The organism is Nocardiopsis halophila DSM 44494, from assembly GCF_000341245.1.
GTDB lineage: Bacteria > Actinomycetota > Actinomycetes > Streptosporangiales > Streptosporangiaceae > Nocardiopsis_A > Nocardiopsis_A halophila.
Genome location: NZ_ANAD01000202.1, coordinates 1 through 13,299, shown reverse-complemented (window position 1 = coordinate 13,299; position 13,299 = coordinate 1). Strand labels below are relative to the sequence as shown.

The window sequence follows — 13,299 nt, the reverse complement described above, 5'->3', positions numbered from 1 at the left end:
GCGCCCCCGGCGGCGGCCCGCCAGCACACGGGGCGGCTCTTCGGGGCGCTCGTCCAGCGGCGCGGGGGTCGCGGTGCTCACGCGGTGCGCTCCCGGACGGTGCCGACCAAGGGGCGCCGCGCCGTGAGGCCGGCGGCGACCGACGCGTCGGCGAGTTCCTCGCGCCCGAGTACCGGCACGTCCAGCAGGGCCCCGGCCTCCCGGGCGGCCAGCGGGGAGGCGGTGAACCGGNGCCCGCCGCCCGCCACCACCGGCAGGCCGCAGGAGCGCATCCGCCCGCACCCGTACACGGCACCCGCGGCGTCCCCCGCGGCGAACACCCAGCCGTCCACCCGCGACCGCAGGGCGTCGTCGCGCAGCAGCGCGGCCGTCTCGGGCTGCATCAGGCCGTCGGCGACCTCCAGCACCACGGCCTGCGCCCCGGCGGCGGTGAGCCGGTCGTGCAGCGCCACGGCGCCGCGCGCGACGCGGTCGGCGGGGACCCGGTAGGTGGTGGCCAGGCCGTCGTCGGTGAAGTCGAGGACGGCGTCGGCGCCGGCGTCGTGGAACATCCACCGGTCGCCGCCGGCGCCCGTGCCGGTGGCCTTGGCCGCGCCGACCCGGTATCCGGCCGCGGCAAGGCCGCGGACCAGGGACGCGACGGTGGTGGTCTTGCCTGCGTTCATCGAGGTCCCGGCGACCGCGAGGGTGGGCACGGCGCGCAGCGGGGCGGGCGGCTCGGGGGCGGCGAGGCCGGCCATCGAGAGGCGGCGGCCGTCGGCCCCGGAGGCCAGCCCGACGGGGAGGAGCCGGGTGGGCTCGGCCATGCTCTCGTGCGCGCTCGCGACCCTGCCCGCGATGCCGCCGGCCGCGACGAGGTCGCACGGCCCCAGGTCCTCGGGCGCCTCGGCCTCGAACTGGTCGGGGGCATAGCGCGCGCCGTAGGCGACCAGCACCTCGTCGCCGGGGAACAGGTGGCGGCGCCGTCCCTGCGCCGACTCCAGCCGGGTGTGCCGGCCGATCTCGGTGACCCGCGCGACGACGAGGTCGCCGGGGTGGGGGCGCACGCCCGGGCCGCTGAGCACGTGCGTGGGACGGTCGGGGTCGAGGGCCCGTGCGGTGTAGGAGACCTTGAGCGATGCGCGCCGGTGCGGGGAGAGCTCGGTGAGGCCGGTAAGGGAGGAAGCGGGCATGAGGACTGTGTCTCCCGATCGTCGGAGGAGGCATGGTCGGTGCAGTGGTGGTCCTCGGGGAACCAAGGGGAATCCTCCGGTGCCGGCATGAGTCCCTTCTGAGCACGCCATGAGGAAAACTTCATCGCCCTTGCCCCGCGGAGAGAGGTCGTGTCCGCTGGCGTGGTGGAACTCTCCGGGCCCCGGCCGCCCGTATCGACACCCCCGTTGATCTCGGGGAAGAGGGGGTGCGCACCCGGGGCGGGGCCGCCGATCGCGCCGCAGGGGGCGCACCGCTCACAAGGACGCGGCCGAAGGTTCCACCACTCCAGCGGACACGACCCACCACTCCGACCACTCCAACGGACGCCATTCGGCCCCCCGAACGGGCCCCGCAGGACCGCCCCCGCCCTCGTCGCCGCCTGCTCCGGCGGCCGCTCGCACGCCGTGCGGCCGACAGCGCAAGCCTATGGACCGCCGCCCTTCGTCGTCGCCGCCCTGCGGCCTGGCATTCCGCAGACCCGCCGCCCGGCCGAAGGGGGTGAGCGGGATCCCTGCCGGTCCGTCGCCGCCGTCTTCGGCGACCATCCGCACGCCCGGCGCTCGACAGCGCTACCGCGCGGGCCACCGTCCCGTCCTCGTCGCTGCTTCACCCACCCCGATTGCGAGATCCCTGCGGTCGACGGACAGGCTCGGGGAACGGCCCAGCTCGTCGCACCTTTCTCACCGCTGCCTATTCCCAGGGCGCCGGAGAGCCGCCCTCCGCTCTCGGAACCGGGGCCGCACGTCCGCCAGGAGCAGAGGCACGACCGAGGCTCCGGTCACGGCCTCCGCACTGCGGTCGGATCCGAGAGGTGACCTTCGAAGGCCGTGGAAGGCGGCGGCCCGCAGACAGCTCCGGCCGGCGCCACCCGCCGCCTCTCGGACGGCCACCGAACCGTGACCGTGCCCCGCACGCCCCCTCCACGGCGGGCCCCTACAAGACCCGCGACGGACTCAGGAGGTCCGCGCGGTCCGGATGCCGGTCGGGAACGTCAGGGTGAACCGGGCGCCCTGGCCGGGGGAGGAGTCCACCTCGACCGTCCCGTGGTGGGCGTCGGTGATCGCGCGGACGATGGCCAGCCCCAGCCCGGCGCCGCCGCGGCCCCCGGTCGTCCCCGCGCCCCGGGCGAACCGCTGGAAGATGCGCTCCTGCTCCTCTTCGGGGACGCCCGGCCCGGTGTCGCCCACCCAGAAGGCCACCGTCCGCCCGTCGGCGGCCACCGCCGAACCGATGCGGATCTCGTCGCCGGGCGCGGTGTGCCGGACCGCGTTGGACGCGAGCTGCACCATCGCCTGGGTGACCCGCTGCGGATCCAGGCGCACCGGACCCTCGCCGATCTCTTCCAGACGCCAGGAGCGGTCGCCCAGAGTGCGCACCTTGGCGTCGATGTCGCTGGTCAGCTCCTCGACGGGGACCCCGACGGGGCGCAGGAAGTCCGGCCGCTGCGCCTTGGCCAGCAACAGCAGGTCCTCCACGATCCGCGCCATCCTGTCCAGCTCGTCGGTGACCAGCCGCACCACCTCGCGCCGCTCCTCCGGGTCGTCGCCCATCACCTCCAGGTGGCCCCGGACGATCGTGATGGGGGTGCGCAGCTCGTGCCCCGCGTCGTCGACGAAGCGGCGCTGTATGGAGAAGGCCTCCTCCAGCCGGTCGAGCATGCCGTTGAACTGCTCGGCCAGCGCGGCCACGTCGTCCTTGCCCGGAACGTCGATGCGCCGGGTCAGGTCCTCCTCGGTGATCTGCGCGGCCGTCTGGCGCACCAGCCGGATCGGGGCCAGGATCTGTCCCGCCACCCACCACGCGGCGGCGCCGGCCAGCACCAGGCCGGTGAGGCTGACCAGGACCAGGGTGCGGGCGGTGCGGTCGATGCCGGCCATGTCGGCGTCGACGAAGTAGCCGATGACGAACCAGCCGCCGGGGTTGGCCGGGGTGGCCCCGTCCAGCGGGTTCACCCGGACCTTCTCCCAGCGCAGCGGTCCCTTCGGGGTGTCGACGACGCCCCGTCCGTCGGGGCTGTCGAGGATGGCCCGGCGCACCGGCCCCTCGGCGGAGGCGTCGTAGAGCGGCTCCTGCCCCTGGCGGACCCTGCCGGTGGGGACGGTCGCCTCGGGGGACTCGTCGACGTGGCCGAAGATGATCTCGTGGGCGTCCGGGTGCTGGCCGCCCACGTGCGAGCGGAACAGCGCGTCGACGTCGGAGAAGCGCCGCCCGGTCGCGGGGTCGGCGCCGTCCCGGGCGACCTCGAGGAACTCGCTGGTCTCCTGTTCCAGGGCCCGGTCGATGCGCTCGTCGACCTCGGTGCGCAGGGCCTGCCAGGTGACGATGTTGACCATGGCCAGGGTGGCGGTCATGAGCAGGACCACCCAGGCGGTGATCTGCGCCCGGGCGGGCACGCGGCCGCGGAGCCGTCCGTCCGGTTCCCGCGCGGGCCCCGGCTCCCCGTCTGTGCCGCCGCTCTCGCCCGCGGCGTCCGAGGGGAGGGCACCGTCAGTCGTCATCGTCGTCCCAGTCGTCGTCATCGTCATCGTCGTCGGTGACGGCCGGCGGCGGGTCGAGGATCTCGTCGTCGCCGTCGTCATCATCACCGTCGTCGGTGGCACCGGCGCTGGGCGATGGGGAGGGCGGGGGATGGTCCGACGGGTCGTAGGACTCGCCGACGGTGACGTCACGCGCCGGACTCCGCTCGGGCTCCCCGCGCCCGGTCGCCCACGCCACCGCGGCGGTGCCGAGGACGATCACCGCCAGCACCCCGATGAGCAGGTTGCGGTACAGGGGTCTCATGGCCCCCGATCATCTCCGCCGCGGACGCCGACGGAATGAAACGCAGATGAGGGACTCTTCATCGGGAGTGTTCCCCCACCGCGTCGCCCGCACTACCGCCCGCCGGGCGCGGGAAGGTCGGTGAGCTCGCGGCGGAGCGCGTCGGCGGCCCAGTCGCGCCACTGCCGCGGCGTCCATCCGCGGTCGCGGGTCAGCAGGGTGTACACCTCGGGGCTGAGCAGGGCCAGTGCCGTGTCGGCCGCCCTCGCCGGGGTGAGGTCCGGGCGGAGGGCGCCCTTGTCGGCCAGGGCGTCGGCGAAGACCCGCTGCACCGTGAGCCGCTGCTCGGTGTTGGTGCGCCATACCGCGCGCAGGTCCGGGTCGGAGGAGGCCGCACTGCGGACCGCCTCCAGCAGGGGGGCGGCCCGGGCGAGGACGTCGGCGGCCCCGTCGGCCTGTCGGCCGAGCTGGTCGAGCGGGTCGGCGGCCAGCGCGTCGCGCACCCACGGCCGGTCGAGTGTGGGCACCGGTTCATCGTCGCCGGCGACCGCGAAGTCGAGGGCGGCGGTGAGTACCGCCGACTTGGTCGTGAACGTGTAGTAGACGGTCTGTGCGGCCACCCCTGCGCGGTCGGCGATGGCCTGGACGCTCGTCGACGTGTAACCGGACTCGATGAACAGGTCGGCGGCGGCCCTGGCGACCCGGGCGCGCGTGGCCCGGGAGCGGGCCGTGCGCCCGTCCCCGGTGCATTGTGGCGGACTCGGACTCATGACTTGACTATAGCTCCACTCCACCTACATTTTTGGAGTATGACTACAAAAACTCTTCGGGTGGCGTCCATGCCCCCGCGCGCCGTGGCGGTTCCCGCCGACACCGACCGGGGCAGAGGATGAAGGCCCTGGTCCTCGGCGGGTACGGCGCGGTGGGCGCCCCGGCGATCCGGGTCCTTCGCGAGCGCGGCCATACGGCGCTCGCCGCCGGGCGCGACGCCGCCCGCGCCGACGTGCGCGTCGATCTGCGCGAGAGCGGCCTGGGCGGCTACCGCGAGGCTCTCGCCGGGGCCGACGTGGTCGTGAACGCCGCGGGCGCGGAGGACCCCGCGTTGATCACCGCGGCGACCGGGCAGGGGGCGGCGTTCGTCGACGCCACCGCCACCTCGTCCTACATCGCCGAGGCCGAGCGGCTCGGTCCGGCGGCACCGGTCCTGCTCAGCGTCGGCCTGGCCCCGGGGCTCACCAACCTGCTCGCCGCCGACCTCGCGGCGTCGGCCCCGGGGCCGACGCCCATCGACCTCGCCGTGCTGCTCGGCGCCGGAGAGGAGCACGGGAAGGCGGCCCAGGAGTGGTCGTTCGGTCTGATCGGCGCGGACTTCCCCGACCCGGTCTCAGGAGCCCCGGTCCGCAACTTCACCGGGCCGAAGACCTTCCGGCTCCCCGGGGTGGGGCGCCGCCGCCTCTACCGGGCGGACTTCTCCGACCAGCACGCCCTCGGCCGCGACCTCGGGGTGCCGGTGCGCACCCGGTTCGGGCTCGACTCGCGGGCGGCGACCGCCGCGCTCGCCGCCCTCACCCGGCTCCCCGCCGGGCTGCGTCCCCGGATCCCGGCGGGGCTGCACCTCCCGGGCTCCGATGCGTGGATCCTGTCGGCCCAGGCGGAGCACGGCTCCGTTCACGCCTTAGGCCGGGGCCAGTCGCGCGGGACGGCGTCGGTCGCCGCGCTCGCCGCCGAGGCCGCCGTAGACCTGGAACCGGGGGTGCACCACCTGCACCACGTCCTCACCCTGGCCGACGCCGCCGCCCTACCGGGGATCGACGTGGTGCGTGCCGTCCCGTGACCGGAACCGCCTCAGGGCAGGGGAGAGGGGGTGTGAACGGCAACCCGAACTGCGACCCCGACTGAGGCCCGACACGAAGAAGGGGCCCCGCACTGTGTGCGGGGCCCCTTCTGACCTGCGGAGGATATGGGATTTGAACCCATGAGGGGATTGCTCCCCAACCGCATTAGCAGTGCGGCGCCCTAGGCCTCTAGGCGAATCCTCCTCGGCGGATCAAGACTACAGACTCCCATGACGCACGTGCAAAACGAATCGGTCCGGGGTGGTCACAGACCCGAGCCTCAGGTCTCCCGGGGCGCCTCTCGGGGAGCCCTGCTTCTGGGGCCGGGATCACGTTGTGGCTCGGGCGATCGTCAGGTCGGCGTCCTCGCGCAGTTTGCGCACGGCGCGGGAGACCGTGCTCTTCACCGTGCCGATCGTCACCCCCAGCCGTTCGGCGATCTGCGCCTCGGTGAGGTCCTCGTAGTAGCGCAGCCGCACGACCTGCCGCTGGCGCTCGGGGAGCCGGTCGATCGCCCTGCTCACCGTCGCCGCCAGGTCAGAGTGGTCGGTCGGGTCGTCCACCCGCTGCTCGGGGATCTCGTCGGTGGGGTACACCTCCAGCCGGTTCCGCCGCCACTCCGAGATCTGCGTGTTCACCATCGCCCGCCGCACGTACCCGTCGCGGGCCTTCGGGCTGGAGATCCGGTCCCAGGCGAAGAACGTCTTCAGCAGGGCGGCCTGCAGCAGGTCCTCGGCGTCCGCGTGCCCCGGTGTGAGCGAGCGGGCCATCCGCAGCAGCGCCGGCCCCCGGTCGGTGACGTAGGCGGTGAACTCCTCGTACCTCGTTCGCCGCGCCGTCTCGGCCATAGGATCACCGGCCCATTCGTCCGCTTGCGTGCGTTGTGTCACATCTCCGCCTTGATCACCACTTTTCCACGGTCGGGGCAATCCGCAGCAAACCCGGGCGCCATGATCTGGCAAACCGGATCGCCTTCGTGGTGCGGGATCGCCTGCCACGCTGGGGTTCGGGTGACGGGAGCGGTGAGTGAGCGCTCATGGGCCGCGCGTGTCGGACACGTCGTCGCGGGTCCGGCGGTGAGAATGGAAACGGGCGCCGCGGGCACTCGGGGCGAGGAGGGGCGATGTCAGTAGATGTCCAGGAGCGGCGGAAGTTCACCGCCGCGCTGCTGGGGGACGAGGCGGCGCCGCCGCCGAGCGATCCGTCGCCCCAGGTGGTGCGGGGCGTCGCCCTGCACGTCACCGCGCACATGCTCACCGTCGCCACGCCCAAAGGGGAAGAGCGCTTCCTGTTCGAGCGCACGACCGCTTTCTGGCGCGGCCGCGACGTCGGCCCCCAGGAGATCCGCGTGGGCGACGACGTGCTGGTCCGCTGCGGCGGGGGCGGCCGCTGGGTGGTCGACCGCCTGTGGGCGCAGCTCGGCCGCATCACCGGGACCATCGTGTCCGCCGACGGGGACACGGTGGTGGTCGACCCCGGCCACGGCCGCCCTCCGGCCACCGCGGTGATCCCCTACCGCTCCTCAGGGCGCATGTCGGTGCGCCACCCGGTCCTCGAGCCGGGATACCTGTTCGACGCCGTGGGCGTGCGCGAGGGCGGGACCGTGCAGACCACCGTCCCCGCCACCACCCAGCCGCCCCATCCGGTCTCCCGCGCTCCCCGGCGCCCGCCGGTGCGCCGCGTACCGCGCGCGCTGTCGGGCATCGTCTCCTGGTACGACCCGGCCTACGGCCGCGCGGCGCACACCGACCCGCGCGCACACGCGCCCGGGGCCGCCTATCCCGCCCTGGACCCGGGATCCGACTGCGGTCCGGACTGCGACCGGTCCGACCCCTGCCTGCCGCTCCCGCTGCTGTCCCTGGGGGCGACGGTGGGGGTGCGCAACGACGACACCGGCGTGGCCGGGGTGTTCCCGGTGCTGAACTGCGCCTCCGCGGCGAGCCGGTTCTGCGACCGCTGCCGGGACGGCACCGGTGACGCGAGCGGCCGCCTGGCCGAACTGACCCTGCCGGCCTTCGTCGCCCTCGGCGGGCGACCGGAGGCCGGCTGCTTCGCCGCGACGATGGAGGCGGGATGACCCTGGTCGAAGAGCTGATCCGGATCCAGCCGCCGGTCGTCGCCCTGCTGCTGCTCCTGGGCGCCGCGGCCAAGGCCGCCGACCGATCGGGCGCCGGCGGGCCGGTCCGACTGCTGCCCGGCGCTCTGCAGCGCCCCGCGTCCGCCGCCACCGCGCTGCTGGAGGCGGTACTGGGGGCGGTGCTGCTGCTGACCGCCGGGACGGCGGGAACCGCCGCGGGCTGGGCGGCCGCCGTGCTCTTCGGGGGCGCGGCGGTGCTGCTGGCGGTGGTGCGCCGGCGCGACCCGCAGATGGGCTGCGGCTGCTTCGGCGGTCTGAGCACCGAGCCGGTGGGGTGGCGGACCATCGCCCGGGCGGCCGTGCTGGCCGCGGCGGCCTCCGGTGCGGCGGTGGCGGGCGGCGGCGGGCTCCAGGTGCTGCTGGGGCTGACGGGCACGCAGGCGGCGCTGGGCGCGGTCGAGCTGGGGGTGCTCGTGGCGCTGTCCCCGGAGCTGCGGGAGGCGGCGCTGCGCGTCCTGGGCCGCGAGCCCTGCGCGCTGCGCCCGGTCCCGGTGCGCCGCACCCTGGCCCGGCTGCATACGAGCGACGTCTGGCGGGCCAACCAGGTGGTGGTGGAGGGGCGCGGGCCGGTCGACGTGTGGCGGCACGGCTGCTGGCGGCTGCTGCGCTTCTCCGGGCACCGCAACGGCCGCCCGGTGGACGCGGTGTTCGCGGTGGAGGTGCGCGGGCGCCGCCCCCGGGTCCGGGCGGCGGTGAGCGACGCCGAGACCGGCGTGACGCTGGCCGTACTCGGCGAGGTGGCGGCGGAGGGCGGCGCTCCGCTGCCGCGCACCCAGGGCGGGGCGCCGCAGGCGACGGGAACCGTGGTGCCCACCGGCGCCCGGGTGGTCGACGGGCCTCGGGTGCCCCGGGCCCGGCACGGCGGAGCCGGGAAGAAGGATCCGGACGGCCGTGCCGGCGAGGAGGGGGCCGACGGCCGGCCTTCCGGGGCGAACGCCGAATCCGGGGCGGGCCCGGTCCGCCCGACCTGAACCGCCGGGCGGACACCGTGTNGGTACAAGGCCGACTTCCCCGAGATCAACGCGGTTCTTCACGGGAACGGGGCCGGGGTGTCCAGGGCCTCTTCGAGTGAGCGGTAGAAGTCGGCCGCGGACCGGGCGCCCCAGTCGACGCGGCGCAGCAGGTGGCGGTCGCCGGAAGGGGGACCGGGGCGGTGCGGGGAGGGGCGGGGAGGGGCGGGGGCACCGGCCGTGCGCCGGTGCGTTCGACGTTCCAGGTCGTGCGCTGCCCTCGACATCGTTCCCCGCCCCCTTACCCGTTCTCGAACACCTGTTCGATCCATGGGGATCTTACAGGACCTTCTCCTCTCGTTCCACCGACGACGCGGCGAACCCCGACAGCAGTTCCTCGTGGTCCCCCTTGCTGTCCGGCCCCAGCACGGTGGCCGCCGCCAAGTGGTCGCCGTGCCGGTAGACGACGCTGTGCATCCACACCGTCTCGCCCCCGGTCTCGGTCTTGACCGCGAACGCCCGCGAGGCGTCCCCCACCTTCCCGATGTCCAGCTCCGACATGGTGTAGGAGGACGTCGAACCGTCTTCCAGGGTCGCCTCGTAGGCGGTGCAGTCCTGCTCCGGGGCCACGGTCTCCAGGGCCTTCTCGGCGACGCTCTCGGGCACCGCCAGGATCGTGTGCGAGACCGTGTCGTCCCCGCGCGCGAAGACCGCGACCGACGCCGGGGCCTCCTGGACCTCCGGCAGGCTGCCCCAGGAGTTGGCGGCGTCCGCGCACTCGGGCTTGTCCAGCTCGGTGGAGGAGCGCAGCTTCTCGGTGCGCTCCACCCCGGCCAGTTCGCCGTAGATGCCGCTCTCCCCGGCCTCGGGGACCACCTTGGCGTCCTCGTACTGGACCAGCTGCGCCTGGCCCAGCTTCTCGGCGGCCTCGGAGCCGGGGCCGTCCTGGGCCGTGCCCGGTCCGCCGCCCCCGCAGGCGGCGAGCGCCGTGACCAGGACCGCCGCGGCGGGGACCGCGGCCGCCGCCGTGCGCGCTGCTCGGGGGTGCTCCATGGTGCCTTTTCCTGTTCTGTGCGATATTGCCGCTGAGGTCCACGCCCCTCCCGGCGGCCGATTCTCGCGCTGGGTAGCGTGGACCTTGCACAGAGTATCGAGGAAGGACAATGGTGTCGGAGCGGAATTCGCCATATTTCCGGGCTGTCCTCGACGGGATCCCCGGCTACCGCCCCGGGCGCAGGGCGGAGGGGCCCGACGGGCGCTCCTTCAAGCTCTCGTCCAATGAGAACCCCTACGATCCGCTGCCCTCGGTCGTCTCCGCGATCACCGCGGCCGCCGCGCAGGCCAACCGCTACCCGGACGCCGGCGTCACCGGGCTCACCGAGGCCCTGGCCCGGCGCTTCGGGGTGCCCGCCGACCACGTGGCCACCGGCGCGGGCTCGGTGGGGGTGCTCCAGCAGCTGCTGCAGGCGGTCGCCGAGCCGGGCGCCGAGGTGTTGTACGCCTGGCGCTCGTTCGAGGCCTACCCGCTGCTGACCGCGCTGTCCGGGGCCGAGGCGGTGACCGTGCCGCTCGACGGCGAGGCGCACGACCTGGAGGCCATGCTCGGGGCGATCACCGACCGCACCCGCATGGTGCTGGTGTGCAACCCGAACAACCCCACCGGCACCGTGGTGCACGAGGAGGAGCTGGCCTCCTTCCTCGACCGCGTGCCCGAGCACGTGCTGGTGGTCCTGGACGAGGCCTACCGCGAGTACGTGCGCGACCCCCGCGTCCCCGACGGCCTGGAGCTGTACCGGGACCGCCCCAACGTGGCGGTGCTGCGCACCTTCTCCAAGGCCTACGGCCTGGCCGCGCTGCGCGTGGGCTTCCTGATCGGCCACCCGCACGTGGCCTCCGCCGTGCGCAAGACGCTGGTTCCCTTCGCCGTGAACCACCTGGCCCAGGCCGCCGCCACCGCGTCGCTGGCCGCCGAGGACGAGCTGGCCGAGCGGGTGGAGCGCACCGTCAAGGAGCGCACCCGGGTCCGGGACGCGCTGCTCGCCGACGGCTGGCGGGTCCCGCCGACGGAGGCCAACTTCGTGTGGCTGCGCCTGGGCTCCGACACCGACGCCTTCGCCGAGGCGTGCGCCGCCGAGGGGGTCGCGGTCCGCCCCTTCACCGGCGAGGGCGCGCGGATCAGCATCGGCGCCTCCGAGGAGAACGACGCCTTCCTGGCCGCCGCGCACGCCTTCGGGCGCCGCAACACCGGCTGATGCCCCGCGAACGGCGAAGGGCCCCGCACCGCGGGGCCCTTCGCGCCGGTCCGTCTACTTGCCGGCCTTGTCCTTGTCGAGCTTTTCGATGATGAGCCGGTACAGCTGGCGCGGGCGGCCGGGCTGCAGCGTCCGGTTCGGCGGCAGGGGCCAGGCCAGCCCCTCCTCGACCAGGGTGCGCAGCAGCCGCCGGGCGGTGCGCGGGGTGACCCCCAGCATCCGGCCGGCGTTCTCGGCGTCGACCACCAGCGGGCCGTCCTCCTCGGCGATCCGCTCCGACAGCCGCATCAGGGTCTCGCGCCCCTTGGTGCGCAGCGGCTCGGGCGTCTGCTGCCGCTGGGGCGCCCGCTGTGCGGGGACCAGTGAGCGGCCCTCCCGGTCCACCGCGAAGCTCTGCCGTGTCGCCTGCGCCCGGCTCAGCGCCGCGCGCGCGTGCGTCTCGGCGTCCTGGGTGGTGCGCCCCATGCCGATGCCGACCTCGATGGCGATGCCCAGCTCGGCCTTGATCCGCTCCACGAAGGGCGGCTGGCGGAACCCCTCGGTGGCCGAGACCAGCGAGCCGCGGGTGGCGGTGACCATGAAGGTGTGGTCGTCCACCGGGTGGGCGGTGGCGTTGATCCGGTGGGCCTCCTGCAGCAGCAGCCGGTGCAGGGCCAGGCGGAGCTCGTCGCGCCAGTAGCGGGGCGTGGAGCGGCGGGTGGAGTCGCGCAGCGTGGGCACGTCCACGATCACCACCCCCAGCTGCGCCTCCTCCAGCCGGTGGTGGGCGCCGAGCAGACCGGCGGTCTGCAGGGCGCTGCGCACCCCCGCGTTGGTCGGGCGCAGGCGCATCACGGGCACGCCGATGGCCTCCAGGCGCTCGGCCACCCCCCGTACGCAGGTGATGGCCATGCGGGTGGCCTTGCGCCGCCACAGCCCCTCGTGGAAGGAGGTCAGCTGGGCGGTGCTGGTGAGCTCCTCGTGGACGTGGATGCCGTCGACGGGCAGGGNNNGCCCTGGCCCCGCCACAGCCCCTCGTGGAAGGAGGTCAGCTGGGCGGTGCTGGTGAGCTCCTCGTGGACGTGGATGCCGTCGACGGGCAGGTCCACCTCGGAGTAGGCCTCGACGACGTCGGCCCGGCTGAGCACGTCCAGGCTCGCCCTGGTGGGGTCGTATCTCTCGTCCAGGGTGGCCCGCAGCAGGGCCTCGTGCAGGCTCGCCCCGCCGAGCGGCACGTAGGTGGCGGGCATCGTCAGCACCCCCGCCTTGCGCGCGAACTCGTAGGGGACGGGACTGGCGAACAGATACGCGTCGATCGCCGACCCAAGGCGCAGGACCTTGTCGGTGGCCTCTTGCTCGTCTCGATAGGCGGCGGCGATGAGTCTGGCGTTGAGGGGTCCCGTCGACCCCGGGCCCATCAGCATGACGCGCTCGACGACCTCATGCGGGCCGATGACACCAATAGTCAAATCGCCAGTACGCTGCGCACTCACCTCGGGCTGCTCCCCGCTACCATTCCACGTTCTTCACTATGTGCGCCCACTGGTTCCCGAACCTGTTTCTGTCACGGCATGATTGCCGCGATCGTACCCATTGTGCGGGGCCAATGATGATCGTTTCACGCAGAAGACCGAAAGCCGAGGCGGGAGCGCCGCTGCCGCGCGTCCCCCACCCCGGCCTGAACTGCGGTGATGCGGCGTCAGCCCGCGTTCTCGCGGACGACGTCGGCGCCCAAAGCGGCCAGCCGCGACGCGAACTGGGCGTGTCCCCGGTCCACCAGGTAGCCCGGCGCCACCAGGGTGTCGCCATCGGCGACCAGGCCGGCCACCACCAGCGAGGCGCCGGTGCGCAGGTCGTGCGCGACCACCTCGGTGCCGCGCAGCTCGGTGGGGCCGTGCACGATCGCGCGGGTGCCCTCGACCTCGATCTTGGCGCCCATCCTGTTCAGCTCGTCGGCCAGCGCGAAGCGGCCGTCGTAGATGTTCTCGTGCAGGTAGCTCTCGCCCTCGGCGAGGGTGGCCAGCGCCATCAGCGGGGACTGCAGGTCGGTGGCGAAGCCCGGGTAGGGCGAGGTGACGGCGTTGATCGGGCGCAGCGGCACCGAGGGGTCGCGGCGCACGTGCAGCACCGCGCCCTGCTGGGCGAACTCCACGCCCATCTGGTCCAGCTTNCCCAGGTGCTCCAGGTTGGCG

Annotated in this window: 10 protein-coding genes, 1 tRNA gene and 2 pseudogenes; 4 read left to right on the top strand and 9 right to left on the bottom strand. The window is 74.3% G+C overall.

Annotation, left to right across the window (positions count from 1 at the left end; genetic code table 11):
- Nucleotides 1-2,147: 2,147 nt before the first annotated feature.
- The 3 genes from D450_RS0123165 to D450_RS0123155 form a co-directional block, all read right to left on the bottom strand.
- The gene (locus D450_RS0123165) at nucleotides 2,148-3,692 is read right to left on the bottom strand and encodes a sensor histidine kinase (protein WP_017541015.1); all 1,545 of its coding nucleotides are present in this window, start codon (nucleotides 3,690-3,692) and stop codon (nucleotides 2,148-2,150) included.
- Nucleotides 3,682-3,975: a hypothetical protein gene (locus tag D450_RS0123160; protein ID WP_017541014.1), complete on the bottom strand. Its 294-nt coding sequence runs from the start codon at nucleotides 3,973-3,975 to the stop codon at nucleotides 3,682-3,684. Before D450_RS0123160 ends, D450_RS0123165 begins: the two co-directional genes overlap by 11 nt.
- A 92-nt stretch (nucleotides 3,976-4,067) precedes the next feature.
- The gene (locus D450_RS0123155) at nucleotides 4,068-4,724 is read right to left on the bottom strand and encodes a TetR/AcrR family transcriptional regulator (RefSeq protein WP_017541013.1); all 657 of its coding nucleotides are present in this window, start codon (nucleotides 4,722-4,724) and stop codon (nucleotides 4,068-4,070) included.
- A 119-nt stretch (nucleotides 4,725-4,843) separates the two neighbouring features.
- Here D450_RS0123155 and D450_RS0123150 point away from each other — a divergent pair, with 119 nt between their 5' ends.
- Nucleotides 4,844-5,788: a saccharopine dehydrogenase family protein gene (locus D450_RS0123150; protein WP_017541012.1), complete on the top strand. Its 945-nt coding sequence runs from the start codon at nucleotides 4,844-4,846 to the stop codon at nucleotides 5,786-5,788.
- 118 nt (nucleotides 5,789-5,906) lie between these two features.
- On the opposite strand, the gene D450_RS0123145 is transcribed toward D450_RS0123150, so the two are convergent.
- Nucleotides 5,907-5,993, bottom strand: a tRNA-Ser gene (locus D450_RS0123145).
- A gap of 125 nt (nucleotides 5,994-6,118) precedes the next feature.
- On the bottom strand, nucleotides 6,119-6,637 hold the full coding sequence (locus D450_RS0123140; RefSeq protein WP_017541011.1) for a SigE family RNA polymerase sigma factor: 519 nt from the start codon (nucleotides 6,635-6,637) through the stop codon (nucleotides 6,119-6,121).
- Between the two features lie 275 nt (nucleotides 6,638-6,912).
- Between D450_RS0123140 and D450_RS0123135 the strand changes: the two genes are divergently transcribed.
- Both D450_RS0123135 and D450_RS0123130 read left to right on the top strand, forming a co-directional pair.
- Nucleotides 6,913-7,866 carry a hypothetical protein gene (locus D450_RS0123135; protein WP_017541010.1) on the top strand — a complete coding sequence of 318 codons (954 nt, stop codon included), beginning with the start codon at nucleotides 6,913-6,915 and terminating at the stop codon, nucleotides 7,864-7,866.
- Complete coding sequence (locus tag D450_RS0123130; RefSeq protein WP_017541009.1) at nucleotides 7,863-8,897, top strand: MauE/DoxX family redox-associated membrane protein; 1,035 nt, start codon at nucleotides 7,863-7,865, stop codon at nucleotides 8,895-8,897. Before D450_RS0123135 ends, D450_RS0123130 begins: the two co-directional genes overlap by 4 nt.
- Before the next feature lie 59 nt (nucleotides 8,898-8,956).
- Here the strand turns inward: D450_RS0123130 and D450_RS0123125 are convergent, their stop codons facing one another.
- On the bottom strand, nucleotides 8,957-9,163 hold the full coding sequence (locus D450_RS0123125; protein WP_017541008.1) for a hypothetical protein: 207 nt from the start codon (nucleotides 9,161-9,163) through the stop codon (nucleotides 8,957-8,959).
- A gap of 52 nt (nucleotides 9,164-9,215) precedes the next feature.
- Nucleotides 9,216-9,929 (bottom strand): hypothetical protein, encoded by a 714-nt coding sequence (locus D450_RS0123120; protein ID WP_017541007.1) that lies wholly within the window; start codon nucleotides 9,927-9,929, stop codon nucleotides 9,216-9,218.
- A gap of 110 nt (nucleotides 9,930-10,039) precedes the next feature.
- Here D450_RS0123120 and hisC point away from each other — a divergent pair, with 110 nt between their 5' ends.
- A complete protein-coding gene (gene hisC / locus D450_RS0123115) occupies nucleotides 10,040-11,128 on the top strand; it encodes a histidinol-phosphate transaminase (protein WP_017541006.1) in 1,089 nt (362 codons plus the stop codon).
- A 54-nt stretch (nucleotides 11,129-11,182) separates the two neighbouring features.
- Here hisC and D450_RS31060 read toward each other — a convergent pair.
- Both D450_RS31060 and D450_RS0123105 read right to left on the bottom strand, forming a co-directional pair.
- Nucleotides 11,183-12,531 (bottom strand): annotated as a pseudogene (locus D450_RS31060) (transcriptional regulator).
- A gap of 275 nt (nucleotides 12,532-12,806) precedes the next feature.
- A pseudogene (locus D450_RS0123105) lies at nucleotides 12,807-13,299 on the bottom strand (UDP-N-acetylglucosamine 1-carboxyvinyltransferase); the annotation flags it as partial.